Genomic DNA, 24,747 nt, shown 5'->3' with positions numbered 1-24,747 from the left:
TTGTGGCTTATAGCTTGCAGCTGCCTCACTGCGACTTGCGGACCCGCAGGTACCATTCGGACAGCAGGCGTACCTGTTTATCGGTGTAGCCACGTTCAACCATTCGCGTAACGAAGTCGTTGTGTTTCTGCTGATCCTCCTTGCTGGCCTTGGCGTTGAAGCTGATGACGGGCAGCAGGTCTTCGGTGTTGGAGAACATTTTCTTCTCGATGACCACCCGCAGTTTTTCGTAGCTGAGCCAGGTCGGGTTCTTGCCGTTGTTGTTGGCCCGGGCGCGCAGGACAAAGTTGACGATCTCGTTGCGGAAATCCTTCGGATTGCTGATTCCGGCCGGTTTTTCGATTTTTTCCAGCTCTTCGTTCAGGGCCACGCGGTTGAGGATCTCGCCGGTTTCCGGGTCGCGATACTCCTGATCCTGAATCCAGAAATCCGCGTACAGCACGTAGCGGTCGAAGATGTTCTGGCCGTATTCGCTGTAGGACTCCAGATAAGCGGTCTGGATTTCCTTGCCGATAAACTCGATGTAGCGCGGCGCCAGGTATTCCTTCAGATAGCGCAGGTAGCGTTCGCGGGTTTCGGCCTGGAACTGTTCCTGTTCGATCTGTTGTTCAAGCACATAGAGCAGGTGCACCGGGTTGGCGGCGATTTCATGCGGATCGAAGTTGAACACCTTGGAGAGGATCTTGAAGGCGAAGCGGGTCGACAGGCCGTTCATGCCTTCGTCGACGCCGGCCGAATCGCGGTACTCCTGAATTGACTTGGCCTTCGGATCGGTGTCCTTGAGGTTTTCGCCGTCGTAGACGCGCATCTTCGAATAGATGTTGGAGTTTTCCGGCTCCTTGAGGCGCGACAACACGGTGAACTGCGCGAGCATTTTCAGGGTGTCCGGTGCGCAGTGCGCCTTGGACAGGGAGCTGTTGAAAAGCAGTTTGTCGTAGATCTTCACTTCGTCGCTGACGCGCAGGCAGTACGGCACTTTGACGATGTAGATCCGGTCGATGAACGCCTCGTTGTTCTTGTTGTTGCGGAAGGTGTGCCACTCCGATTCGTTGGAGTGAGCCAGCAGGATGCCGGTAAACGGAATCGCGCCGAGGCCTTCGGTACTGTTGTAGTTGCCCTCCTGGGTAGCAGTCAGCAATGGGTGCAGCACCTTGATCGGCGCCTTGAACATTTCGACGAATTCCATCAAGCCCTGGTTGGCCCGGCACAGCGCACCGGAGTAGCTATAGGCGTCAGCGTCGTTCTGTGGGAATTCTTCGAGTTTGCGGATATCGACCTTGCCGACCAGCGCCGAGATGTCCTGGTTGTTCTCGTCACCGGGTTCGGTCTTGGCCACGGCAATCTGATTGAGGATCGATGGGTACAGCTTGACCACGCGGAACTGGCTGATGTCGCCGCCGAATTCGGCCAGGCGCTTGGTCGCCCAGGGCGACATGATGGTGTTCAGGTAGCGCCGTGGAATGCCGAAATCTTCCTCGAGGATCGCGCCATCTTCGGTGGCGTTGAACAGACCCAGAGGCGACTCGAAGACCGGCGAGCCCTTGATGGCATAAAAGGGCACTTTCTCCATCAGCTGTTTCAGCTTCTCGGCCAGGGACGATTTACCGCCACCGACGGGGCCGAGCAGATAAAGAATCTGTTTCTTCTCTTCCAGGCCTTGGGCGGCGTGGCGGAAATACGAGACGATCTGGTCGATGCATTCTTCCATCCCGTGGAAGTCTTCAAAGGCCGGATAGCGGCGGATCACCTTGTTGGAGAAGATGCGCGACAGCCTCGAATTGGTCGAAGTGTCGAGCAGTTCCGGTTCGCCGATCGCCATCAACAGACGTTCGGCGGCGGAAACGTAGGCGCTGCGATCGTTTTTGCACAGCTCCAGGTACTCCTGCAGAGAGAGTTCTTCCTGGCGTGTGGATTCGAAGCGTTGTTGGAAGTGGCTAAAGATACTCATGACGTCACCTCGCTCGATACGTGGAGCCGACGCCGGATCACTCAGTCGATGCTGGCAGCAGTCGCTGTGGCAGCTGCTGTTTACCCCCCAGAATTCTCCCACGGTCGACAAACCGCGAAAGCTACTCCCGATGACCCGCGCGCCGGTGTACCGGCTCTCCCCTGTTTTGGATGGCCTGCGCTTAAGGATAGTTGGGAATTCGAGAGGTAAAGGCGAGATACGTAATTAGTTGTGGCAGACCGTTCGTCTGCCGCGCGCAGGCCCACGGCAGCCGGGGCCTGCGCTGCGCAAAAAAATTATTCGGCGGTGCCTTGCGCGGTTTCCGACGGATAAGTCGTACGCCACAGCTCAAAGCCGCCGTCCATGCTGTAAACGTCGGAGAAGCCTTGGCTGACCAGATAGGCGGCTGCGCCCTGGCTGGAATTGCCGTGGTAGCAGACCACGACGGTCGGTGCATCGAGGTCGGCGCCTTGAATGAAAGCGTGCAGGGAATGGTTGTCGAGATGTTTGGAGCCGCTGATGTGCAGCGCGGCAAAGGTCGCCGGATCGCGTACGTCGACTACGACTGCGCCCTGTTCACGCAGGGCCTGCGCCTGTTCCGGGGGGATTCGTTTGAATTCGGTCATGACAAAGTACCTGTTGCTCTACTGAAGGCGCAGTCTAACGCGAGGCGTTGACGGGCGAATCGTTAGGGGTGAGTGGGGCGACTGATGGCGCAAGTCCGCCGTGCTCGTCGCATTTGCATGACAGGCGTTCGCCGCTGTCGACGTTCATAAGCGTCAGACTGCCGCCCCATACGCATCCGGTGTCCAGCGCGGAAATGCCCGGCTCGTGGATATTGCCCTCGAGCGCCGCCCAGTGACCGAAGATGATGCGCAGGCCTTTGGTCTTGCGCTCCTTGTGCTGAAACCACGGCTTGTAGCCGGGTGGGGCGCTGTCGAGGCCTTCCTTGCTTTTGAGGTCGAGCTTGCCCTCGGCGGTGCAAAAGCGCATGCGTGTGAAGTAATTGGTGATCACTCGCAGACGATCAATGCCTTTGAGGTCGTTGTCCCATTTTGCCGGCTCGTTGCCGTACATACCGTCAAGGTAGGCGGGGAATACGTTGTCGTCACGCAGGGCGGTCTCGACTTCGGCGGCGCACTTCAACGCACGGCGCAGCGACCACTGCGGCGGGATGCCGGCATGGACCATCGCAACATCGCGTGTTTCATCGTAATGCATCAGCTTCTGCTGGCGCAGCCATTCCATCAGCTGCGGCCCATCGGGGGCCTCGATGATTTCGCGCAGTGTGTCGCTTTTCTTCAAACGCTCGATCTTCTTCGCGGCGGCCAGCAGGTGCAGGTCGTGATTGCCGAGCACGCAGACCAGCGACTCACGCATGCCAAAGAGAAAACGCAGGGTTTCCAGCGACTGCGGGCCACGGTTGACCAGATCGCCGACCAGCCACAGCCGGTCAAGCGCCGGGTCGAAGGCAACTTGTTTGAGCAGGCACTTGAGCGGTTCGAGGCAGCCTTGCAGGTCACCGACGGCATACGTCGTCATCAGTGCAGGGCTCCGGGCACGGCGAGGCGAAACGGTTCAATGATTGCATCGAAATGTTTGCCGTCGTCGGCGAGCATTTGATAAGTGCCCTGCATGGTGCCGACCTTGGTGGTCATCACTGTGCCGCTGGTGTAGACATGGCTCTTGCCTACATCGATCGACGGTTGCTGGCCGACGACGCCTTCACCGCGCACGTGTTCGACATGGCCGTCACCATCGGTGATCACCCAGTGCCGGGACAGAAGCTTGGCCGCAACCTTGCCGTTGTTCTGTACGGTGATGGTGTAGGCGAAGGCGAAACGGTCGTGTTCGGGTTGCGATTGGTCTGGCAGATAGCGGGTGACGACGCTGACATCGACCTGATAACGGGAATCGGACATGCAAGAAGGCCTTAATGAAGCGGAACGCGGGGCGTAGCTGATGGGGAATCAGTCTAGGCAAGTATCGGGCAGTAAACCAGAGTGGTGTGCTGCCCGATAGCGTTCATCGCGGGTCAGTCGGCGGCGGGAGCTGCCGGGACCTGTATCGCGAGCTGGTCGGCCAGACGCACGAATGCAGCCAGATCCAGTTGCTCGGGACGCAGGCTGCCATCGACGCCGGCGGCTTCGATTTCGGCATTGCTGAGCAATTGCTTGAGGGTGTTGCGCAAGGTTTTGCGGCGCTGATTGAAGGCTTCGCGTACCACGCGCTCCAGCAACTTGTGATCCTTGGCCGGGTGCGGCAGTACCGCGTGGGGCACCAGACGAACGATCGCCGAGTCGACTTTCGGCGGCGGGTTGAATGCGCCCGGGCCGACGTTGAACAGATGTTCCACGCGGCAATGGTACTGGACCATGATCGACAGACGACCCCAGTCACCGCCACCCGGGCCTGCGGCCAGGCGCTCGACCACTTCTTTCTGCAACATGAAGTGCATGTCACGAATGATGCCGGCGTTGTTCAGCAGATGAAAAATCAGCGGCGTGGAGATGTTGTACGGCAGGTTGCCAACCACCCGCAGGCTGTTCGGTGCGGCGTTCAGCGTATTGAAGTCGAACTTCAGCGCATCGCCCTGATGCAGGTTGAAATTACTCATGCCGGCAAACTGCTGATTGAGGATCGGGATCAGATCCTTGTCGAGTTCCACTACGTCGAGTTGCGCGCCGGAGCCGAGCAGGCCCTGCGTCAGCGCACCCTGACCGGGGCCGATTTCCAGCAGGCGATCGTCAGGCTTGGCATGGATGGAGCGCAGGATGCGGTCGATAACGCCGGCATCGTGCAGGAAGTTCTGACCAAAGCGTTTGCGCGCCTTGTGTTGATATTGCTCGTTCATAAACGGGTCTCGGCCATCTGGTAGGCGGTTTCCAGGGCGACTTGCAGGCTGCCGGTGTCGATCCTGCCGCTGCCGGCCAGATCCAGGGCGGTGCCATGGTCGACCGAGGTGCGGATGATCGGCAGGCCCAGCGTCACGTTGACGGCAGCGCCGAAGCCTTTGTACTTGAGCACGGGCAAGCCCTGGTCGTGGTACATCGCCAGCACTGCGTCGCAGTGCTCCAGATATTTGGGGGTAAACAGAGTGTCGGCAGGCAGCGGGCCACGAAGGTCCATGCCCTCGCCGCGCAGGCGCTCTAATGTCGGTTCGATGATGTCGATTTCTTCATGGCCCAGGTGGCCGCCTTCACCGGCATGCGGGTTGAGGCCGCAGACCAGGATGCGTGGCCGGGCGATGCCGAATTTGTCTTGCAGGTCGGCGTGCAGGATTCGCGTCACTCGCTCGAGCCGTTCAGGGGTGATCGCGTCGGCAATCTCGCGCAGGGGCAGGTGGGTGGTGACCAGCGCCACGCGCAAACCGCGAGTGGCCAGCATCATCACTACCTGCGCGGTGTGCGTCAGGTCGGCGAGAAATTCAGTGTGTCCAGAGAACGCGATCCCCGACTCGTTGATCACACCTTTGTGCACCGGCGCGGTGATCATCCCGGCGAAGTCGCCATTCAGGCAGCCGTTGCCGGCGCGGGTCAGGGTTTCGAGGACGAATGCCGCGTTGGCCTTGTCCAGTTGCCCGGCGATTACCGGTGCGCTGAGCGGCGTGTCCCAGACGTACAGGCTGTTGGCCGGTGCTGGAACATCTGGCCACTGACCCGGCGCGACATCCAGCAGATTGACGGCCAGCCCCAACTGCGCGGCCCGCTCAAGGAGCAGGTCGCGGCTGGTGATGGCAATCAGGGGATGTGGCTGGGCTTGCGAGGCGAGCAGCAGGCACAGGTCGGGACCGATGCCGGCTGGTTCGCCGGGTGTCAGCGCGAAACGCGTGGGTTTCACTGCGCTGCCTGGTCTGCGCCAGGGAGTTTGATCTCTACGTACGCTTCGTCACGGATCTGACGCAGCCAGGTTTGCAGCTCTTCATCGTATTTGCGGTTACGCAGTACGGTCATGGCTTGCTGCTCACGGGCCTGTTCGGTGCCGTCAGTGGCGCGACGGCCAAGGACTTCCAGCACGTGCCAGCCGTATTGGGTCTGGAATGGCTTGGACAGCTGACCTTGTGGGGTCGAAGCCATCACTTCGCGGAATTCCGGTACCAGCACGTTCGGGTCGATCCAGTTCAGGTCGCCGCCGTTGAGGGCGGAACCCGGGTCTTCCGAGTAGTTTTTCGCCAGCTCGGCAAAGTCTTCGCCGGCGGTGATGCGGTCATACAACGATTGCACCAGTGCCTTGGTCTTGGCTTCGTCGCGGATCGGGCTCGGCTTGACCAGGATGTGGCGGACATGCACTTCGTCGCGCATCTGCGCTTCGCCGCCACGTTTGCCCAGCAGCTTCAGAATGATGAAGCCGCCCGGCGTGCGCGCAGGCTGAGTGATGTCGCCAACCGCCATGCTGCTCAGCTCACGATCGAACGGAGGTGGCAGTTGTGCGGCTTTACGCCAGCCCATCTCGCCGCCTTCCAGCGCGTTGTCGCTACCGGATTTGGCCACGGCCATCTGACCGAAGTCGGCGCCTTGCTTGAGCTGCTGGTATACATCCATCGCCTGACGATAAGCGCTCTGAATGGCTTCAGAGTTGGCGCTTTCCGGGGTCGGAATCAGGATGTTGGCCAAGTGCAGTTCTTCGGACAGCTGCATCTTACCGAGGTCGGAGGCGAGGAAGTTCTTCACTTCCTGCTCGGACACCTGGATACGCTCCGCCACACGACGCTGACGCACACGGCTGATGATCATCTCGCGCTTGATCTGATCACGGGCGTCGTCATAGTTCAGGCCGTCACGAGCGAGCGCAGCACGAAACTGATCGACACTCATGTTGTTGCGCTGAGCAATGGTGCCGACAGCCTGGTTCAACTCTTCGTCAGTGATGCGGATGCCCGAGCGTTCGCCGATCTGCAGTTGCAGGTTTTCGACGATCAGACGCTCGAGCACTTGCTGATCGAGCACGCCCGGAGGCGGCAGACCGCCACCGCGCTTGGCGATGGTCTGCTGAACTTCGTGAACGCGCTGGTCCAGTTGGCTCTGCATGACCACGTCGTTATCGACGATCGCCACCACTTTATCGATGGACTGTACGGCGGCGTTGGCCGCCGTACCCAGGAACAGCGCGCCCAGCAGCAGCGGGCGCAGACAATCAGAAAGCTTGGTCTTCACGTTCACGATAACCTTGAATGCCTTTGTCGAGGAAGCTCTCTACCTTGGCGCCAGTCAGGCCGCCGAGTCCCTTCAGAACAATTTGGAGGAAGATGCCATGGTCGCCTTTTTCGTTTTCCGGGGCGTTCTGACTGTTTTCGTCATAGGCGACCCAGTAACGGTTGATCAGGCGCAGTTTCCAGCAGCAGTTGTCGTATTCGAAACCACCGAAGGCTTCCAGCGTGCGATTGCGGTTGTAGTCGTACTGCCAGCGACTGATGGCGTTCCACTGCGGAACGATCGGCCAGATGACCGAGAAGTCATGCTGCTGGATCTTGTAGTAGTCCTTCACGTAGCCAGGTTGACCCGGGGTGCCGTAGTCGCCGCCGCCCACCGACCATTGACCAGTATTCTGATCGTATCGAACCTGGTCGTTGCGATAGCGGTAACCGGCGTTGATGACCTTGTTCGGGTTGTCCGCAGGCTGGTAATGGAACATCGCGCTGCCGGAGCGCGGGCTGCGGCTGTCCGGATCCCAGTTGTAATCGGCAGTGGCGCGCCAGTCACGGTTCCAGCGGTATTCATATTCGAGCGCGTACGGCGAAACACTGGATTTGGAGTCTTCACGAGTTTTCGCATCGATACCAGGCAATTGCACTTCGCGGTTCTTGAAGTAGTACGCCTGGCCCACGCTGATGCGCTGACGTTCAAACCCGTCTTCTTCGATCCAGCGACTGGTAACGCCCAGCGATAGTTTGTTCTCGTCGCCTACACGGTCGGCGCCGGAGAAGCGGTTGTCGCGGAACAGCGAAGAGTAATTGAAGGTATATTCGCTGGTGTCGAATACTGGAATGTCTTCCTGATCTGTCTCGGGAACATAGAGGTAGAACAGGCGCGGTTCCAGAGTCTGGCGGTAATTCTTGCCGAAGTAGGAAGTATCGCGATCGAAATACAGGCCGCTGTCGATGCTGGCAATCGGGACGCCACGGCTCTGGTTGCTGTCGAACTTGCCATAAAGCTTCTGGTTTTCCGGCGACAGCGCATCAATCTGGGATTTGCCGGTGTTATCCAGATCAAGCTGATACTGCGTGTACTGATACTTCAACGATGGTTTGAGGAAACCATACGTCCAGTTCATCGGCAGGCTGACGCCCGGCTTCAGATTCAGGCGATCACCGTTGGCGCGGGCCAGACCGCTGATGTTTGTGTCCAGACGACGTTCGGCAATGCCATCTTCATTGATGAAGTCGCCATCACGTAGATCGCGATCGAAACGAACCAGCTCGGTCTCGTAATCGAAATTCAGACCTTCCGGATGGTACGGCAGCTGACCATTGAAGGTGATCTGCGGCAGACGACCATATGGTGTGATGTTGGAAACGGTAGCCAGCTGATATTGCTGAGCATTCAGGCGTGCGGTGTAGTTGTCGCCACGGTAGCTGACCGCACCCTGCTGATTGACGAAATCATCGCTCTTCACACCAATCTGATCGGTCTGCAGATCCTGGAAGTAATACGGATCGCTGATCTTGGTGTAATCAACTTCTGTGAGCACACGGGAATCGAGCCCGCCCTTGTGCTGCCAGTTGTACATATAGCGAGTGTCTTTGTAGTCGGACTGAAGCTTGCGATCGTCGTTCTCATCATTGAGGTACGCCGCACCGAACTGACCTTCACTCGACTTGGTCAGGTAGCGGAACTCACCCTCCACCAGCATGCCGCGCTTGCTCATGTAACGCGGGTACAACGTGGCGTCATAGTTCGGCGCCAGGTTGAAGTAGTACGGGGTGACCAGCATGAAGCCGGTGTCGCTGCCCGAACCGATGGTCGGCGGCAGGAAGCCTGACTGGCGACGGTCGTCGATCGGGAAGTAGATGTACGGGGTGTACAGAATCGGGATGTCTTTGACGCGCAACGTCACGTTGGTCGCGGTGCCGAAACCGGTCGCCGGGTTCAAGGTGATGTTGTTGCCCTTGAGCTGCCACGCGTTGCTGTTCGGTTCGCACGTGGTGTACGTGCCGTCCTTCAAGCGGATGATCGCGTTTTCGGCACGCTTGGCATACAGCGCGTTACCGCGGATGCGCGATTTGTGCATCACGTATTCGGCGTTGTCGACCTTGGCTTCACCAGTGTCGAGCTGTACATCGGCGTGGTCGCCGACGATCAGCGCGCCGTTGTCGCGGATGCGCACGTTGCCGGCCAGTTCGCCACGGCTCTCGGCCTGATACAGATTGGCCTCGTCGGCTTCGACCTGCATGCTGCCCTGACGCATGATCACGTCACCGGCAAGGCTGGCGACCTGGGTGTCCTGCTCGTAACGCGACGCTTTGGCACCGATGAAGGTCGGCGCGTCACTTTTATTCGTCTTGTCATTCATGCCAGGACGAATCGGTTCGATATAGGAACCAGAGCAGTAAGGACCGGTCTCGGCCAATTGGGCGGCGGTGAGCTTCTCGCGCGGAACCCAGTCGAGGTGACTGTAGTCTTCGCTACGGGATTTCAGGCCGCGGCCCTTGGACTCGGTGACCAGTGCGGTTTTCGCGCCAGTGTCGGCGTCGGAACCCTTGTCGGCCGCAGGCTCGCCGGCGGCGCTGACGGCACTGCCGTCATGCACCGGGCGCGGCGGCAATGCCGCGGCGGGCGACTTGGGCGCACAGTCCCAGCCACCCGTAGCCGAGACGGAGCAGTCATACTGCTCGGCGGCAACAACGAATTGACTGGCCAGAGGTTGCATAGCCAGCAGACTGCCGGTTACCAACAATGGAAATTTTTTACGAAACGCGGGGGATTTCAATGCCATCTTATTAGTCCGGGCTTCCTGCGTGCCATCTGCCCGCGGTGTGGGCCGCACGCCTCTCGATGGTCTGAAAAAGATGCTGGATAATAAAGCATGACCCGCTTGACGGCTAGCGCCGTCGGAGACCCTTGCAATGCCTGACCAAGATGTACGCTTGCAACACCTGAAAGTTTGGCTCGATGAGCAGTTGGCAAAGCTGTTTGCCGAGCAGGGCTGGGGCACCGTGCCCCCGGCCACGTTGACCGCGGCCAGCAGCGACGCGAGTTTCCGCCGCTACTTCCGCTGGGAGGGCGATGGTCGCAGCTTCGTCGTGATGGACGCGCCGCCACCCCAGGAAAACTGCAAACCGTTCGTGGATATCGCTTTTTTGCTGGCGAAATCCGGAATTAATGTGCCGAAAATTTACGCCGAAGACCTCGAACGCGGTTTTCTTTTGCTCAATGACCTGGGCAACAAGACCTATCTCGACGTCATCGATGGCGAAAATGCCGACGCGTTATTCCACGATGCCCTGCAAGCGCTGTTGGCTTTTCAACAGTTGCCGATGGTTGCGCCGTTGCCCAGTTACGACGTCGCCTTGTTGCGTCGTGAGCTTGAGTTGTTCCCCGAGTGGTACGTCAAGCATGAGCTGGGCGTCGAGTTCGATGCGGCCCAGCAGCAACAGTGGCAGCACATCAGCGAGCTCTTGATCGACAGCGCGCTGGCGCAGCCGAAAGTGCTGGTGCACCGCGACTACATGCCGCGCAACCTGATGCTCAGCGAGCCGAACCCTGGCGTGCTGGACTTCCAGGACGCGGTGTACGGCCCGGTGACCTACGACGTGACTTGCCTGTTCAAGGACGCTTTCCTCAGCTGGCCGGAAGAACGTGTACGCGGCTGGCTGGAAAGTTATTGGCAGCAAGCCTCGGCACTGGACATTCCGGTGCAAGCTGATTTCGAAGACTTCCTGCGCGCCAGCGACTTGATGGGCGTGCAACGTCACCTGAAAGTCATCGGCATCTTCGCGCGTATCTGCCATCGCGATGGCAAGCCGCGTTATCTGGCCGATGTGCCGCGCTTCTTCTCTTATATAGAAGCAGTGATCGTCCGCCGTCCTGAACTGGCGGAGCTGCAAGCGCTGTTCAGCAGCTTGCGTGCTGGAGCGACGGCATGAAGGCAATGATTCTGGCGGCGGGCAAAGGCGAGCGCATGCGCCCGCTGACCCTGACCACGCCGAAACCGCTGGTGCAGGCCGCTGGCGTGCCGCTGATCGAGTATCACCTGCACGCCCTCGCGGCCGCAGGTTTCAACGAAATCGTCATCAACCACGCCTGGCTTGGTCAGCAGATCGAGGATCATCTGGGCGACGGTTCGCGTTTCGGCCTGAGCATCCAGTACTCGCCGGAAGGCGAGCCGCTGGAAACCGGTGGCGGGATTTTCCGTGCGCTGCCGTTACTAGGTGACGATGCGTTTCTGGTGGTCAACGGCGACATCTGGACCGATTACGACTTCAGCGTGCTGCACCAGCCGATCAATGGCCTGGCGCATCTGGTGCTGGCGGACAATCCGGCGCATCACCCGAAAGGCGACTTCACTCTCATCGACGGCAAAGTGCAGGACGGCGAGCCTGATGCGCAGACGCTGACCTACAGCGGCATCGCCGTGCTGCATCCGCAGTTGTTCGATGGTTGCAGCGATGGCGCATTCAAGCTCGCGCCGCTGCTGCGCAAGGCCATGGCCAAAGGTGAAGTGACGGGCGAGCGCCTGAAGGGGCATTGGGTGGATGTCGGTACCCACGAGCGTCTGGCCGAAGCCGAAGCCTTGATAGAAGCGAGTCACTGAGATGCTGTGGCCAGGGACTCTGATTGGAGCCGGAGTGGGGTACGCGATTGCCAGCATTCCGGGGGCCATGCTTGGGGCGTTGTTGGGGCAGGCGCTGGATCGGCGCCTGCACTTGCAAAGCTGGGGACACTTACGCGAAAAGCTCGGTGGCCGGCCGATGCTGCGCAACGATGAATTGCTGTTCGTGTTGCTCGGGCGTCTGGCCAAGAGCGACGGGCGCGTCACTGACGGGCATATCCAGCAGGCGCGCAATGAAATGCGCGCATTGGAAATGAGCGAACCGGCGACTCGACGGGCGATTGCCGCGTTCAATCGCGGCAAGTCCGGCAGCGACAATCTGCGCGGCTATCTGCGTCGTTTGAGTGCGCAACCGCACGCGGCCGAAGGTGTGTTGCGCGCCTGTTGGCGAATGGTTTGGGCTGATGGTCGCGCCGGGGTCAGCGAACGCGAGTTGCTGGCGCAGTGGGGCAAGTGGCTCGGCTGGACGTCGCAGCAGGTGCAAGCGCTGGCCAGCGATTACGAGCCGGGCAAGCGGCCGATCGTCAGTGCGGCAGTGAGCTATCAGGAGGCGATGAAGCTGCTTGGGGTGTCGGCGAGCAGCGAGCCGGCACAGATCAAGCGCGCTTACCGGCGATTGCTCAGTCGCCATCACCCGGACAAAATCGCCGGCAGCGGCGCGACCCCGGCGCAGGTGCGTGACGCGACCGAGCGTACGCGGGAACTGCATAGCGCCTATACGCTGATTCGCGAGCGGCGGGATTTTCGCTAGAAGTTAGATGGGTGTTGCTTGTGCTTGCCCCTTCGCGAGCAGGCTCGCTCCCACATTGAATTGTGCATAGATCCAATGTGGGAGCGAGCCTGCTCGCGAATTAAGGGCGATTCGGTGTGACAGTCAGTCAACAGCCTGAGGATTCAACCAGCCCCGCACCCGCCGAAACAACTGTTCCTGCTCAGCCTTCTTGTCCGGCAACACCTTCAGCGCCACCTGGCTGAACGCCGAGGTCTTCAGGCGCTTGCTCGCTTGCATGCGCTCCAGCGCTGCGTTGCGATCCAGCGCTCTGTCCATGTAGAAAATATCCACCGTCGGCAGCTTCAGTGTCGGCGTCAGTTCGGCGAGTGGCGGCAGGGCTTTGGCTGGTGCTTGCGCGTCAACCATGACCAGTTTTTCCACCTGCGGCGTTTGTCGCTCGCTGAGAAAACGCGCCGCCCAGTAGGCACCGGTGCCGTGACCGAGCACGACAATGCTGCGCGCGCTTTGCTGTTCGGCGTAGGCAATCGCCGCGTCGATCCGTCCGAAAATGCGCTCGGCGTCGGCTTTGGTTTGTTCTTCGCTGGTCTCGGCCACTACCTGTTCGGCGACTTCCGCTTCACCGCCAGCGGCCTGTTCGATCGGTTGTGCGGTGGTGGCGTCTTTGCTTGTGGTTTCCGGGGCTTTCGGCGCGGCGGCCGGTTCGATTACGCGCGGAGCAATGGCGTCGCTTTGCAGATCCGGCAGGGTGATACTCAGGCTGCTCCACTCGGCATCCGGCAATTTGCCTCGCAACGGGCCAACTGCCTGCGGCCAGTCAGCGGTTTCGCCGGCACCGGGAACGATGATCACCGCGCCTTTGGGTTCGGCGCTGTTGGCCGGTTTCCACAGGGCGAGGAAAGTGTCGCTGCCAGCCTGCAGTTGTTGCTGCTCTTGCGCCGGCAGTTTACGTTGCAGTGCGGCGGCCTCTTCCTGACTACGCTCAAGCAGTGGCTGGCGCTCGGCCGGTTTTTCCTCGGCGGGTTTATCCGTGGCGGCGGGCGCCGGGTCGGCGGCTTCGGCGGAAAACGCACAAGGCAGGATCAGCGACAGGCACAATGCTGGCAGTGCCAGGCGGTAGACAGAGGGCATCGGTTATTCCAGGCCAGAAAGTATCCCGGCAGCCTAATGGGTTGGTCAGAATTTGTCAGTGTATGAGACTTCAATGAAGCGATTTTGCTGCCTGTGGGTTATCGGCTGTTTGTGGTTTCCCTTGATGGGCTGGGCGGCGCCTGCGCCGCCGGGCCATGCCGCGCAATTGTCGCCAGAGCAGCAGCAATGGCTGGCGCAGCACAACGAATTGCGCGTCGGCCTGGTCTTGCAGGCGCCCTACGCGACCTACGATCGGCGCCTGCAGCGATTGTCCGGGGCCAATGTCGAGTTGATGAAACTGTTGGCCAAAACCCTCGGCGTGGAACTGAGCTGGCGCAACTTTCAGGATCTCGGGCAGTTGGAAAACGCTTTGCGCGAGGGCGAGATCGACATCGCTCCGGGCCTCAGCCAGACACCCAGCGCGCTGCGTCTCTGGCAGTTTTCCGACCCGTACATGCGCGTCCCGCAATTGGTGGTCAGCGATCAGAAAAGCAGCGGCGCGGTCGATCTGGAAAAACTCGACAGCCAGACCCGCGTCGCCGTGCGTATGCCGAGCAGCACCGCCGATTATCTGCGCAGCAACTATCCGCACTTGAATCTGCAAGGCGTGCCGCTGGAGCGTCAGGCCTTGCAGCTGCTGTTGAGTCAGCAAGCCTCCTACGCGGTGGTCGACGAAGCGCAGTTGGGGCGTCTGTCGGTGGAGCCGGAGTTTGCCGAACTGGTGGTGGTCGGCGATATCGGCCTGCCGCAGTTGCTGCGCGTGGCCTCGCGGCGCGATTGGCCGGAACTGGCCGGCATCGTCCAGAGCGCCTTGCGCGCAATACCGGCCAAGGATCTGGAACAACTGCACAACCAATGGCTGCAGCCGAAATACCCACGGCTGACCGAGTCGCCGGGGTTCTGGCAGAACCTCAGCCTGTTGTTCGCGGTGATGCTGCTCAGTTGCGCGGCCATCGTGGTCTGGCAGCGGCGCCAACAGCACAGCCTCGAACAACGCCTGCTCAGCGCCCGCGAAGACATTGCGTTGCGCGCGGCCAGTGAAGAGGCGCTGCGGCTGACGCAGTTTTCCATCGATCAAAGCACCGTCGGCATCCTCTGGGTCAATTGGGACAGCCATGTGCGCTACGCCAACCGCGCAGCGGAAAACATGCTCGGCTATCCCTCGGGCGGGCTGATCGAACGGCCACTGATCGATTTCGAGCCCGGCCTGCACATGGATCGCTGGCTCAATCTGTGGAAGCGTGCGCGGGCCAGTGAAGAAGGGCCGCTGAGCTTCGAAACCAGCTGCCTGCGCGCCGATGGCAACGTACTGCCGGCCGACGTGTCTTTGAGTTTTCTGCGTTTTCGCGACAGTGAATATCTGGTGGTCTACCTCACCGACGTCACCGACCGCCGCCGCGCGCTCGCCGCTTTGCAGGAAAGCGAGGCGCGCCTGCAAGGCATCGCCGCCAACGTTCCGGGTCTGGTGTTCAGGCTGGAGCGGGCACCGGTCACCGGGCAGATCGACTTTGCCTACATCAGTGAGGGCAGCGAAAGTCTGGTCGGTTATGCACCGGCAGCCATCGCCCATCGCGACATGGGCCTGCGCAGTCTGGTGCACCCCGATGACAGGGCCAGTTATCACCGTACCCAGGATCAGGCGCTGGACACTGACAGCGATTGGTCGTGGCAGGGCCGCATCGTCACGCGCCGGGGCGAGCAGCGCTGGGCCGAGATCAAGGCGATCACCCGCCAGCTGGAGGATGGCGCCTACGTGTGGGACGGCATTGTCTGGGACATCAGCGAAAGCAAACGCATCGAGCTGGAACTGGCGGCCTCGCGCGAGCAACTGCGCGAACTGTCGGCGCACCTGGAAAGCGTGCGTGAAGAAGAGAAGGCGCGCATCGCCCGGGAAGTCCATGATGAGTTGGGACAGATGCTCACCGTGCTGAAACTGGAGACATCGATGTGCGAATTGGCCTACGCGCAACTCGATCCGGGACTCAACGAGCGGCTCAACAGCATGAAGCGCCTGATCGCACAGTTATTTCAGCTGGTGCGCGATGTGGCGACCGCGTTGCGTCCGCCGATTCTGGATGCCGGGATTGCCTCGGCCATCGAGTGGCAGGCGCGGCGTTTCGAGGCGCGCACGCAGATTCCGTGTCTGGTGCAGGTGCCGGACAATCTGCCGGCGCTCAGCGATGCCAAAGCGGTGGGGCTGTTCCGGATTCTGCAGGAAGCGCTGACCAACGTGATGCGCCATGCTCAGGCACATACGGTGGAGTTGACGCTGGCGCTGGATGGCGATGAATTGTGCCTGACGGTCAGCGATGATGGCGTAGGATTTGTCGCGGCCGAGGGTAGGCCGACGTCGTTTGGTCTGGTCGGTATGCGTGAGCGGGTGCTGATCATGGGCGGGCGGCTGGAGCTTGTGAGTGAGCCGGGGGAGGGCACCAGTCTTCAAGTGTGGGTGCCGGTAAGTGAGGTCTGAGGTTTTGTATTGTGAGTGCTGACGCCTTCGCGAGCAGGCTCGCTCCCACAGGGATTGGTGTGTACCTGAAATCTGGAGAAGAACGTGATCCGTGTACTGGTAGCCGAAGACCACACCATCGTCCGCGAGGGCATCAAGCAACTGATCGGCTTGGCCAAGGATCTGCAAGTGGTGGGGGAGGCGAGCAATGGCGAGCAACTGCTCGAAACCCTGCGCAGCGTGCCGTGCGAGGTGGTGCTGCTGGACATCTCCATGCCCGGCGTCAACGGCCTGGAAGCTATCCCGCGCATTCGTGCACTGAACAATCCGCCGGCGATTCTGGTGCTGTCGATGCACGACGAAGCGCAAATGGCCGCGCGCGCATTGAAGGTCGGCGCGGCCGGGTATGCGACCAAGGACAGCGATCCGGCGCTGCTGCTCACGGCGATCCGCAAAGTTGCGGCGGGCGGGCGTTACATTGACCCGGAACTGGCCGACCGCATGGTCTTCGAAGTCGGCCTGACCGATACCCGGCCGCTGCATTCGCTGTTGTCAGAACGCGAATTCTCGGTGTTCGAACGCCTGGCCCAAGGCGCCAACGTCAACGATATCGCCCAGCAACTGGCCTTGAGCAGCAAGACCATCAGCACGCACAAGGCGCGGCTGATGCAGAAGCTCAACATCACCTCGCTGGCGGAGCTGGTGAAATATGCGATGGAGCACAAACTCCTTTGACCGTCACCGCCCTCATGTGGGAGCGAGCCTGCTCGCGAAGGCGGCGTAACAGTCAGCCATTCAGTTTGATGACCCACCGCATTCGCGAGCAGGCTCGCTCCCACAGGTTCGGAGTTGGCATATCCATTAGCGACAGACGCTTTTGCCTTTACTAGCGGCTTGCAGCTTGCCCCTTGCCGCTGCGTTTGCCCAAACGCGCCATCCTTGTAGGGCAATCCCTACCCCCAACCTTCCATTGCGCTTAAGCGATTCTCTCCTGCGCCCCGATTTGCGTGGCCGCCGCCAGCCACTAGGCTTGATGAACAAGCAGTCATCAACAACAAAGGTGTGGGTATGAGCCAGGTCGATACAAGCGCAGGGACCAGTGATGTGCTGGTCAGCTTTCGTGGTGTGCAGAAGAGCTACGACGGCGAGAACCTGATCGTCAAAGACCTCAACCTGGACATTCGCAAAGGCGAATTCCTCACCCTGCTCGGGCCGTCCGGTTCCGGCAAGACCACCAGCCTGATGATGCTCGCCGGATTCGAAACGCCGACCGCCGGTGAAATCCTTCTGTCCGGGCGTTCGATCAACAACGTGCCGCCGCACAAGCGCGATATCGGCATGGTGTTCCAGAACTACGCGCTGTTCCCGCACATGACTGTCGCGGAGAACCTTGCTTTCCCGTTGACCGTGCGCGGCCTGAATAAAAGCGATGTCAGCGAGCGGGTGAAGAAAGTCCTCAGTATGGTTCAGCTCGATGCCTTCGCCTCGCGTTATCCGGCGCAGTTGTCCGGCGGTCAGCAGCAGCGTGTGGCACTGGCCCGCGCGTTGGTGTTCGAGCCGCAACTGGTACTGATGGACGAACCGCTGGGCGCCCTCGACAAACAACTGCGTGAACACATGCAGATGGAGATCAAGCACCTGCACCAGCGCCTCGGCGTGACCGTGGTCTACGTGACCCACGACCAGGGCGAAGCACTGACCATGTCCGACCGCGTCGCGGTGTTCCATCAAGGCGAGATCCAGCAGATTGCGCCGCCGCGCACGCTTTACGAAGAACCGAAAAACACCTTCGTCGCCAACTTCATTGGCGAGAACAACCGCCTCAACGGCCGCCTGCTCAGCCAGAGCGGCGAGCGCTGTGTGGTCGAGTTGGGCCGTGGCGAAAAGGTCGAGGCGCTGGCCGTCAACGTTGGCCAGACCGGCGAACCGGTGACCCTGTCGATCCGTCCGGAGCGCGTCAGCCTCAACGGTTCGAGCGATCAATGCGTCAACCGCTTCTCAGGGAGGGTGGCGGAATTCATCTATCTGGGCGACCACGTCCGGGTGCGCCTGGAAGTCTGCGGCAAGACCGACTTCTTCGTGAAACAACCGATTGCCGAGCTCGATCCTGCGCTCAGCGTCGGCGACGTGGTACCGCTTGGCTGGCAGGTCGAGCACGTTCGTGCGCTCGATCCGCTTTTAGAGGCGCACTAAGCGCCCCGGCAATACCAACACCAACCCTGCACGTGGAGAGAACAATAAATGTTGAGATCCCTGAAGTTCACCGCCCTGACTCTGGGCCTGATGGGTGCGACCGGCGCAATGGCCGCCGGCCCGGACTTGACCGTGGTGTCGTTTGGCGGGGCGAACAAGGCGGCGCAAGTCAAAGCCTTCTATGCACCGTGGGAAGCGGCGGGTAACGGCAAGATCGTCGCTGGCGAATACAACGGCGAGATGGCCAAGGTCAAAGCCATGGTCGACACCAAGAGCGTGTCGTGGGATCTGGTCGAAGTTGAATCGCCAGAGCTGTCCCGGGGTTGCGACGAAGACATGTTCGAGCAACTCGACCCGGCCCTGTTCGGCAAGACCGAAGACTACGTCAAAGGCGCCATTCAGCCGTGCGGCGTAGGTTTCTTCGTCTGGTCGACCGTACTGGCTTACAACGCTGACAAGCTGAAAACCGCGCCGACCAGTTGGGCGGATTTCTGGGACACCAAGAAATTCCCGGGCAAGCGCGGCCTGCGCAAAGGCGCCAAGTACACCCTCGAATTCGCGCTGATGGCCGATGGCGTGGCGCCCAAAGACGTCTACAAAGAGCTGGCGAGCAAGGGCGGCCAGGATCGCGCCTTCAAGAAGCTCGATGAGCTCAAGCCAAGCATTCAGTGGTGGGAAGCCGGTGCACAACCGCCGCAGTACCTCGCTTCCGGTGACGTGGTGATGAGCTCGGCGTACAACGGTCGCATTGCGGCGGTGCAGAAAGAATCCAACCTGAAAGTGGTGTGGAACGGCGGCATCTACGACTTCGACGCCTGGGCTATCCCGAAAGGTCTGGATGCCAAACGCGCCGAAGCGGCGAAGAAATTCATCGCCTTCTCGGTGCAGCCGCAGCAGCAAAAGACCTACTCGGAAAACATCGCCTACGGCCCGGCCAACACCCAAGCCGTGCCGCTGCTGGCCAAGGATGTCCTGAAAGACATGCCGACCACCCCGGAAAACATCGCCAACCAGGTGCAGATCGACGTCAGCTTCTGGGCTGACAACGGCGAGCAACTGGAACAGCGTTTCAATTCCTGGGCGGCGAAATAACCACTTATTTACCTGTATGGAGATGGCAAGGGGGCTTTTGTGGTGAGGGGATTTATCCCCGTCGGGTTGCGAAGCAGCCCCAAAGCCATACCCGCTCGGTGGGTCAGATAAACCGCATTCTCAGGTTTTACGACTGCTGCGCAGCCGAACGGGGATAAATCCCCTCGCCACCAGGCTCGCTCCCACAGGTAGCAGTGTTTCAACGCAACAGAGGTGGTTCGCCACCTCTGTAACGATCAAAGATTTGCGGAGTACGTCATGGCCATCGCCGTTCCCCTGAACGAGGGCGCCAGCCCCACTTTGAAGCAGAAGCTCAAGCACGCCGAGCGGGTCAACCGCTGGAAGGCCCAGGCACTGATTGCGCCACTGGTGCTGTTTCTGCTGCTGGTGTTTCTGGTGCCGATCGTGGCGCTGCTCTATAAAAGCGTCGGCAACCCGGAAGTGGTTGGCGGCATGCCGCGCACTGTCACTGCCATCGCGAGTTGGGACGGCCGTGGTCTGCCGGCCGAACCGGTGTACAAGGCGGCCAGCGAAGACCTCGCCGAAGCCCGCAAAAACCAGACGCTGGGCGATCTGTCCAAGCGCTTGAACATGGAGTTGGCCGGCTATCGCAGCCTGCTGACCAAAACCGCCCGGGCGCTGCCGTTCGCCAGCGAACCGGCTTCTTATAAGGAAGCGCTGGAAGCGCTCGACGAGCGCTGGGGCGATCCGGCTTATTGGCAAGCGGTGAAACGCAACACCAGCAGCATCACTCCGTATTACCTGCTGGCGGCAGTCGATCACCGTATCGATGATCTCGGCGAACTGGCCCCGGCCACCCCGGATCAGGCTATCTACCTCGACATCTTCGCCCGCACCTTCTGGATGGGCCTGGTCATCACCGCGATCTGCCTGCTGCTCGCCTATCCACTGGCTTATCTGCTGGCGAACCTGCCTTCGCGGCAGAGCAACCTGCTGATGATCCTGGTGCTGCTGCCGTTCTGGACTTCGATTCTGGTGCGGGTCGCAGCGTGGATCGTGCTGCTGCAATCGGGCGGTCTGATCAACAGTGCGCTGTTGGCCATGGGCATCATCGATAAACCGCTGGAACTGGTGTTCAACCGCACCGGCGTGTACATCTCGATGGTGCACATTCTGCTGCCGTTCATGATTCTGCCGATCTACAGCGTGATGAAAGGCATCTCGCCGACCTACATGCGCGCGGCGATTTCCCTCGGCTGTCATCCGTTCGCCAGTTTCTGGCGGGTGTACTTCCCGCAGACCTACGCCGGCGTTGGCGCCGGCTGCCTGTTGGTGTTCATCCTCGCGATCGGCTACTACATCACCCCGGCGCTGCTCGGCAGCCCGAACGACCAAATGGTCAGCTACTTCGTCGCTTTCTACACCAACACCAGCATCAACTGGGGCATGGCCACCGCGCTCGGCGGCTTGCTGTTGCTGGCGACCGTGGTGCTTTATCTGATCTACAGCTGGCTGGTCGGCGCCAGTCGCTTGCGCCTGAGCTAAGGGGAATTTGCGATGCTGAGTCCTTACATGTCGCCCATCGAACGGGTGTGGTTCTACAGCCTGCGGATTCTCTGCGGCCTGATTCTGTTGTTCCTTATCCTGCCGGTGCTGGTGATCGTGCCGCTGTCGTTCAACTCGGGGAGTTTTCTGGTGTACCCGCTGCAGGGTTTCTCGCTGCAGTGGTACCACGACTTCTTCGCCTCGGCGGAATGGATGCGCGCGCTGAAGAACAGCATCATCGTCGCCCCGGCGGCGACGGTGCTGGCGATGATCTTCGGCACGCTGGCGGCGATCGGCCTGACCCGTGGCGACTTCCCTGGCAAGTCACTGGTGATGGCGCTGGTGATTTCGCCGATGGTGGTGCCGGTGGTGATCATTGGCGTGGCCAGCTATCTGTTCTTCGCGCCACTGGGGCTGGGTAACAGCTTCTTCTCGCTGATCGTCGTGCATGCGGTATTGGGTGTGCCGTTTGTGATCATCACCGTGTCGGCGACGTTGCAGGGTTTCAATCACAACCTGGTGCGTGCTGCTGCGAGTCTCGGTGCATCGCCGCTGACTGCATTCCGCCGGGTGACCTTGCCGCTGATTGCGCCGGGAGTGATTTCCGGGGCGCTGTTTGCCTTTGCGACTTCTTTCGATGAAGTGGTAGTGACGCTGTTCCTTGCCGGGCCTGAGCAGGCGACATTGCCTCGGCAGATGTTCAGCGGGATTCGCGAAAACCTCAGCCCGACGATTGCAGCGGCGGCGACGTTGCTGATTGCCTTCTCCGTCATCCTGCTGCTGACGCTGGAATGGCTGCGCGGGCGTAGCGAGAAACTGCGTACTGCGCAGGTCTGAGATCAAGGTCAAAAGCCACCCCTCACCCCAGCCCTCTCCCCAAGGGGGCGAGGGGGAAGGGAGCAGATCTTCGAGGCTTTCGCGGCCGGAGTTCGACTCGGTAATTCAGGTCGATGTATTTCGAGAGTACAACCCGGTCAGTCCCCTCTCCCTCCGGGAGAGGGTTAGGGTGAGGGGCTCTTGATCTTCCTATCCGATCAACCATTCACACCCTGAATAGCAGACAACCCCAAATCCCCAGCTAATCTTGTGCCCAGCTCCCACATCTATAAGAGGCTGCGCACCATGAGTCTGTCCCAGTTCAAAATCGCTCATAAACTGATCACCGGCGCCGCAGCCATCGAACAACTGGCCGCTGAACTCACCCGTCTGGACATCGACAATCCGCTGATCGTCACCGACGCCGCGCTGGTCAAGTCCGGTACTGTTGAACTGGCGCTGGTGCAACTCGGCGGGCGCGAATACGAGATTTTCGACCGTGTACTGCCCGATCCGGAAATCGCCATCGTCGAAGACTGCATGCGCGCCTATCGCGAAGGCGGCCATGACGGCTTGATCGGCCTCGGTGGCGGCAGCGCCATCGACATCGCCAAGAGTGTCGCTGCATACGCCGGATATCACGGCGCGCTGGAAGATCTGTTCGGCGTCGATCAGGTGCCGCGCAAAGGCCCGCCGCTGATCGCCATCCCCACCACCGCCGGCACTGGTTCCGAAGTCACCAACGTGGCGATCCTCTCCGACAAGGTCGCGCAGTTGAAGAAAGGCATCGTCAGCGACTATCTCCTACCGGATGTGGCGCTGGTCAGCCCGCAGATGACCCTGACCTGTCCGCGCAGCGTCACTGCTGCCAGTGGCGTCGATGCACTGGTGCACGCCATCGAATCCTACCTGTCGGTGAATGCCTCGCCGATCACCGACTCCCTCGCCATTGGCGCGATAAAGCTGATCGCCAACGCCTTGCCCAAGGCCTACGCCAACGGCGCCAACCTGCAAGCGCGCGAAGACATGGCCACCGCCAGCCTCATGGCCGGCATGGCGTTCGGTAACGCCGGGGTCGGTGCGGTGCATGCGTTGGCGTATCCGCTGGGCGGGCGCTTCAACATTGCCCACGGTGTCAGCAACGCCTTGCTGCTGCCCTATGTGATGACCTGGAACAAAATGGCCTGTGTCGAACGCATGCAGGATATTGCCGAAGCCATGGGCGTGAGGACCGCGCATCTGAGCGCCAGCGAAGCCGCGGACAAAGCCGTGCAGGCCATGACCGACCTGTGCGCGGCGGTGGAAATCCCTGCCGGGCTGCGCAGTTTCGGCGTACCTGAGGAAGCAATTCCGGCGATGGCCGTGGAGGCCGCCGGCATCGAGCGCTTGATGCGCAACAACCCGCGCAAACTCAGCGCCGGCGACATCGAGAAGATCTACCGCGCGGCTTACTGAGGCGCGGTCGCTGAGGGCTCATGGCACAACCCAATCATCGCGGTCCCGGTGCGCGCGTGGAAACTTGAGGTATACAATGCGCGCCATCGTGATTTAGCTCAGCACAGGTGCGTCATGCAGCCCTTCGTAATTGCTCCGTCGATCCTCTCCGCCGACTTCGCCCGCCTCGGCGAGGAAGTGGACAACGTTCTCGCCGCCGGCGCCGACTTCGTCCACTTCGATGTCATGGACAACCACTACGTGCCCAACCTGACGATCGGCCCGATGGTCTGCGCGGCGCTGCGCAAGTACGGCGTCACCGCGCCGATCGACGCGCACCTGATGGTCAGCCCGGTGGACCGCATCGTCGGCGACTTCATTGAAGCCGGCGCGACCTACATCACCTTCCACCCGGAAGCCACTTTGCACGTCGATCGCTCGCTGCAACTGATCCGCGAAGGTGGCTGCAAATCCGGTCTGGTGTTCAACCCTGCGACCCCGCTGGACGTGCTCAAGTACGTGATCGACAAGGTCGACATGGTTCTGCTGATGAGCGTCAACCCGGGCTTCGGCGGGCAGAAGTTCATTCCCGGCACCCTCGACAAACTGCGCGAAGCGCGGGCGATCATCGACGCCTCGGGGCGCGACATCCGCCTGGAAATCGACGGCGGCGTCAACGTCAACAACATCCGCGAAATTGCCGCTGCTGGCGCTGACACCTTCGTCGCCGGCTCGGCCATTTTCAACGCGCCGAACTATCAGGAAGTCATCGACAAGATGCGTTCCGAACTGGCACTGGCGCGCCCATGAGCGGTTTTGAGCAGTTGTTCCCGGGGCAACTGCCACGGTTGGTGATGTTCGATCTGGATGGCACGCTGATCGATTCGGTTCCCGACCTGGCAGCGGCGGTGGACACCATGCTGCTCTCCCTCGGCCGTCCGCCGGCAGGTATCGAAGCGGTGCGCGAATGGGTCGGCAATGGCGCGCCGGTGCTGGTGCGTCGGGCCTTGGCGGGTGGCATCGATCACTCGGCAGTGGACGACGCTGAAGCCGAGCGCGCACTGGAGATTTTCATGGAGGCGTACGGCGCCAGCCATGAACTGACCGTGGTCTATCCCGGTGTGCGCGACACGCTCAAGTGGCTGCACAAACAAGGCGTGGCCATGGCGTTGATCACCAACAAGCCGGAGCGCTTCGTCGCGCCGCTGCTCGATCAGATGAAGATCGGGCGCTACTTCAAGTGGATCATCGGCGGCGATACCCTGCCGCAGAAGAAGCCTGACCCGGCGGCGCTGTTTTTCGTGATGAAAATGGCCAACATTCCGGCCTCGCAATCGTTGTTCGTCGGCGACTCGCGCAGCGATGTGCAGGCGGCGAAAGCAGCGGGGGTCAAGTGTGTGGCGCTGAGTTACGGCTACAACCATGGCCGGCCGATTGCCGAGGAATCGCCGGCTCTGGTGATCGACGATTTGCGCAAACTAATTCCCGGTTGCCTGGATCTGGCCGGTGGGATAACGTTGCCCGACGCTGTTCAACCCCCTTCTGGAAACGCCATCGTGGTGGTCACCCGCAAACTCTGGATGAAAGTCATCAAGGCCCTGGCCCGCTGGCGTTGGCGCGCCTGACTGATTCTGGCCGGCCCTGCCGGCGCGTTTGCATACTTGACTGATTGCACCTCAC

At 60.7% G+C, this 24,747-nt stretch carries 21 protein-coding genes; 12 read left to right on the top strand and 9 right to left on the bottom strand.

The window, feature by feature from the left end; genetic code table 11:
* Positions 1-25: 25 nt before the first annotated feature.
* The 8 genes from AC0Z5Z_RS00205 to AC0Z5Z_RS00170 form a co-directional block, all read right to left on the bottom strand.
* The gene (locus AC0Z5Z_RS00205) at positions 26-1,948 is read right to left on the bottom strand and encodes a PrkA family serine protein kinase (RefSeq protein WP_016772892.1); all 1,923 of its coding nucleotides are present in this window, start codon (positions 1,946-1,948) and stop codon (positions 26-28) included.
* Positions 1,949-2,244: 296 nt separating this feature from the next.
* Positions 2,245-2,574, bottom strand: a complete 330-nt coding sequence (gene glpE / locus AC0Z5Z_RS00200; RefSeq protein WP_095181409.1) for a thiosulfate sulfurtransferase GlpE — start codon at positions 2,572-2,574, stop codon at positions 2,245-2,247.
* A 34-nt stretch (positions 2,575-2,608) separates the two neighbouring features.
* Complete coding sequence (locus AC0Z5Z_RS00195; RefSeq protein WP_056786666.1) at positions 2,609-3,490, bottom strand: symmetrical bis(5'-nucleosyl)-tetraphosphatase; 882 nt, start codon at positions 3,488-3,490, stop codon at positions 2,609-2,611.
* Positions 3,490-3,870 (bottom strand): Co2+/Mg2+ efflux protein ApaG, encoded by a 381-nt coding sequence (gene apaG, locus AC0Z5Z_RS00190; protein WP_095181410.1) that lies wholly within the window; start codon positions 3,868-3,870, stop codon positions 3,490-3,492. The genes AC0Z5Z_RS00195 and apaG overlap by 1 nt, the downstream gene beginning before the upstream one ends.
* A 113-nt stretch (positions 3,871-3,983) precedes the next feature.
* On the bottom strand, positions 3,984-4,802 hold the full coding sequence (gene rsmA, locus AC0Z5Z_RS00185; RefSeq protein ID WP_041476699.1) for a 16S rRNA (adenine(1518)-N(6)/adenine(1519)-N(6))-dimethyltransferase RsmA: 819 nt from the start codon (positions 4,800-4,802) through the stop codon (positions 3,984-3,986).
* Positions 4,799-5,788: a 4-hydroxythreonine-4-phosphate dehydrogenase PdxA gene (pdxA, locus tag AC0Z5Z_RS00180; protein ID WP_406227690.1), complete on the bottom strand. Its 990-nt coding sequence runs from the start codon at positions 5,786-5,788 to the stop codon at positions 4,799-4,801. The genes rsmA and pdxA overlap by 4 nt, the downstream gene beginning before the upstream one ends.
* Positions 5,785-7,107 (bottom strand): peptidylprolyl isomerase SurA, encoded by a 1,323-nt coding sequence (surA, locus tag AC0Z5Z_RS00175; protein WP_310219021.1) that lies wholly within the window; start codon positions 7,105-7,107, stop codon positions 5,785-5,787. Before surA ends, pdxA begins: the two co-directional genes overlap by 4 nt.
* A complete protein-coding gene (locus AC0Z5Z_RS00170) occupies positions 7,082-9,880 on the bottom strand; it encodes an LPS-assembly protein LptD (RefSeq protein WP_485610554.1) in 2,799 nt (932 codons plus the stop codon). Before AC0Z5Z_RS00170 ends, surA begins: the two co-directional genes overlap by 26 nt.
* Before the next feature lie 130 nt (positions 9,881-10,010).
* Between AC0Z5Z_RS00170 and AC0Z5Z_RS00165 the strand changes: the two genes are divergently transcribed.
* The 3 genes from AC0Z5Z_RS00165 to AC0Z5Z_RS00155 are packed head-to-tail and all read left to right on the top strand — an operon-like array spanning position 10,011 to position 12,467.
* Entirely contained in the window at positions 10,011-11,030 is a 1,020-nt protein-coding gene (locus AC0Z5Z_RS00165) for an aminoglycoside phosphotransferase family protein (RefSeq protein ID WP_236167648.1), read from the top strand.
* Positions 11,027-11,698: an N-acetylmuramate alpha-1-phosphate uridylyltransferase MurU gene (gene murU / locus AC0Z5Z_RS00160; protein WP_485610553.1), complete on the top strand. Its 672-nt coding sequence runs from the start codon at positions 11,027-11,029 to the stop codon at positions 11,696-11,698. Before AC0Z5Z_RS00165 ends, murU begins: the two co-directional genes overlap by 4 nt.
* A gap of 1 nt (position 11,699) precedes the next feature.
* Positions 11,700-12,467, top strand: a complete 768-nt coding sequence (locus tag AC0Z5Z_RS00155) for a TerB family tellurite resistance protein (protein WP_056786687.1) — start codon at positions 11,700-11,702, stop codon at positions 12,465-12,467.
* Between the two features lie 123 nt (positions 12,468-12,590).
* Here the strand turns inward: AC0Z5Z_RS00155 and AC0Z5Z_RS00150 are convergent, their stop codons facing one another.
* Positions 12,591-13,577 (bottom strand): alpha/beta hydrolase family protein, encoded by a 987-nt coding sequence (locus tag AC0Z5Z_RS00150; RefSeq protein ID WP_056786690.1) that lies wholly within the window; start codon positions 13,575-13,577, stop codon positions 12,591-12,593.
* A gap of 73 nt (positions 13,578-13,650) precedes the next feature.
* Between AC0Z5Z_RS00150 and AC0Z5Z_RS00145 the strand changes: the two genes are divergently transcribed.
* From AC0Z5Z_RS00145 to AC0Z5Z_RS00105, 9 genes are all read left to right on the top strand, one after another.
* Positions 13,651-16,047: a PAS domain-containing sensor histidine kinase gene (locus AC0Z5Z_RS00145; RefSeq protein ID WP_485610552.1), complete on the top strand. Its 2,397-nt coding sequence runs from the start codon at positions 13,651-13,653 to the stop codon at positions 16,045-16,047.
* Positions 16,048-16,131: 84 nt separating this feature from the next.
* Positions 16,132-16,761 carry a response regulator gene (locus AC0Z5Z_RS00140; protein ID WP_003228820.1) on the top strand — a complete coding sequence of 210 codons (630 nt, stop codon included), beginning with the start codon at positions 16,132-16,134 and terminating at the stop codon, positions 16,759-16,761.
* 333 nt (positions 16,762-17,094) lie between these two features.
* Positions 17,095-18,219 carry an ABC transporter ATP-binding protein gene (locus AC0Z5Z_RS00135; RefSeq protein ID WP_041476689.1) on the top strand — a complete coding sequence of 375 codons (1,125 nt, stop codon included), beginning with the start codon at positions 17,095-17,097 and terminating at the stop codon, positions 18,217-18,219.
* Positions 18,220-18,267: 48 nt separating this feature from the next.
* Entirely contained in the window at positions 18,268-19,311 is a 1,044-nt protein-coding gene (locus AC0Z5Z_RS00130) for an ABC transporter substrate-binding protein (protein WP_016772907.1), read from the top strand.
* Positions 19,312-19,569: 258 nt separating this feature from the next.
* Positions 19,570-20,817, top strand: a complete 1,248-nt coding sequence (locus tag AC0Z5Z_RS00125) for an ABC transporter permease (RefSeq protein WP_400557403.1) — start codon at positions 19,570-19,572, stop codon at positions 20,815-20,817.
* A gap of 12 nt (positions 20,818-20,829) precedes the next feature.
* Positions 20,830-21,654: an ABC transporter permease gene (locus AC0Z5Z_RS00120; RefSeq protein WP_093097808.1), complete on the top strand. Its 825-nt coding sequence runs from the start codon at positions 20,830-20,832 to the stop codon at positions 21,652-21,654.
* Between the two features lie 285 nt (positions 21,655-21,939).
* The gene (locus tag AC0Z5Z_RS00115; protein WP_041476687.1) at positions 21,940-23,088 is read left to right on the top strand and encodes an iron-containing alcohol dehydrogenase; all 1,149 of its coding nucleotides are present in this window, start codon (positions 21,940-21,942) and stop codon (positions 23,086-23,088) included.
* A gap of 114 nt (positions 23,089-23,202) precedes the next feature.
* On the top strand, positions 23,203-23,877 hold the full coding sequence (gene rpe / locus AC0Z5Z_RS00110) for a ribulose-phosphate 3-epimerase (RefSeq protein WP_007918813.1): 675 nt from the start codon (positions 23,203-23,205) through the stop codon (positions 23,875-23,877).
* On the top strand, positions 23,874-24,692 hold the full coding sequence (locus AC0Z5Z_RS00105) for a phosphoglycolate phosphatase (protein ID WP_041476686.1): 819 nt from the start codon (positions 23,874-23,876) through the stop codon (positions 24,690-24,692). The genes rpe and AC0Z5Z_RS00105 overlap by 4 nt, the downstream gene beginning before the upstream one ends.
* Positions 24,693-24,747: the final 55 nt, after the last annotated feature.

Source organism: Pseudomonas sp. 1L-E-NC-VB-C3, from assembly GCF_057291535.1.
The sequence above is the reverse complement of the archived record's forward strand: the minus strand, read 5'-3'. Positions and strand labels throughout refer to the sequence as shown.

What these genes read in the sequence shown, in the direction of transcription:
- AC0Z5Z_RS00205 (WP_016772892.1), bottom strand. Translation starts at nt 1,948, where the DNA reads ATGAGTATCTTTAGCCACTTCCAACAACGCTTCGAATCCACACGCCAG.
- glpE (WP_095181409.1), bottom strand. Translation starts at nt 2,574, where the DNA reads ATGACCGAATTCAAACGAATCCCCCCGGAACAGGCGCAGGCCCTGCGT.
- AC0Z5Z_RS00195 (WP_056786666.1), bottom strand. Translation starts at nt 3,490, where the DNA reads ATGACGACGTATGCCGTCGGTGACCTGCAAGGCTGCCTCGAACCGCTC.
- apaG (WP_095181410.1), bottom strand. Translation starts at nt 3,870, where the DNA reads ATGTCCGATTCCCGTTATCAGGTCGATGTCAGCGTCGTCACCCGCTAT.
- rsmA (WP_041476699.1), bottom strand. Translation starts at nt 4,802, where the DNA reads ATGAACGAGCAATATCAACACAAGGCGCGCAAACGCTTTGGTCAGAAC.
- AC0Z5Z_RS00170 (WP_485610554.1), bottom strand. Translation starts at nt 9,880, where the DNA reads ATGGCATTGAAATCCCCCGCGTTTCGTAAAAAATTTCCATTGTTGGTA.
- AC0Z5Z_RS00165 (WP_236167648.1), top strand. Translation starts at nt 10,011, where the DNA reads ATGCCTGACCAAGATGTACGCTTGCAACACCTGAAAGTTTGGCTCGAT.
- murU (WP_485610553.1), top strand. Translation starts at nt 11,027, where the DNA reads ATGAAGGCAATGATTCTGGCGGCGGGCAAAGGCGAGCGCATGCGCCCG.
- AC0Z5Z_RS00155 (WP_056786687.1), top strand. Translation starts at nt 11,700, where the DNA reads ATGCTGTGGCCAGGGACTCTGATTGGAGCCGGAGTGGGGTACGCGATT.
- AC0Z5Z_RS00150 (WP_056786690.1), bottom strand. Translation starts at nt 13,577, where the DNA reads ATGCCCTCTGTCTACCGCCTGGCACTGCCAGCATTGTGCCTGTCGCTG.
- AC0Z5Z_RS00145 (WP_485610552.1), top strand. Translation starts at nt 13,651, where the DNA reads ATGAAGCGATTTTGCTGCCTGTGGGTTATCGGCTGTTTGTGGTTTCCC.
- AC0Z5Z_RS00135 (WP_041476689.1), top strand. Translation starts at nt 17,095, where the DNA reads ATGAGCCAGGTCGATACAAGCGCAGGGACCAGTGATGTGCTGGTCAGC.
- AC0Z5Z_RS00130 (WP_016772907.1), top strand. Translation starts at nt 18,268, where the DNA reads ATGTTGAGATCCCTGAAGTTCACCGCCCTGACTCTGGGCCTGATGGGT.
- AC0Z5Z_RS00125 (WP_400557403.1), top strand. Translation starts at nt 19,570, where the DNA reads ATGGCCATCGCCGTTCCCCTGAACGAGGGCGCCAGCCCCACTTTGAAG.
- AC0Z5Z_RS00120 (WP_093097808.1), top strand. Translation starts at nt 20,830, where the DNA reads ATGCTGAGTCCTTACATGTCGCCCATCGAACGGGTGTGGTTCTACAGC.
- AC0Z5Z_RS00115 (WP_041476687.1), top strand. Translation starts at nt 21,940, where the DNA reads ATGAGTCTGTCCCAGTTCAAAATCGCTCATAAACTGATCACCGGCGCC.
- rpe (WP_007918813.1), top strand. Translation starts at nt 23,203, where the DNA reads ATGCAGCCCTTCGTAATTGCTCCGTCGATCCTCTCCGCCGACTTCGCC.
- AC0Z5Z_RS00105 (WP_041476686.1), top strand. Translation starts at nt 23,874, where the DNA reads ATGAGCGGTTTTGAGCAGTTGTTCCCGGGGCAACTGCCACGGTTGGTG.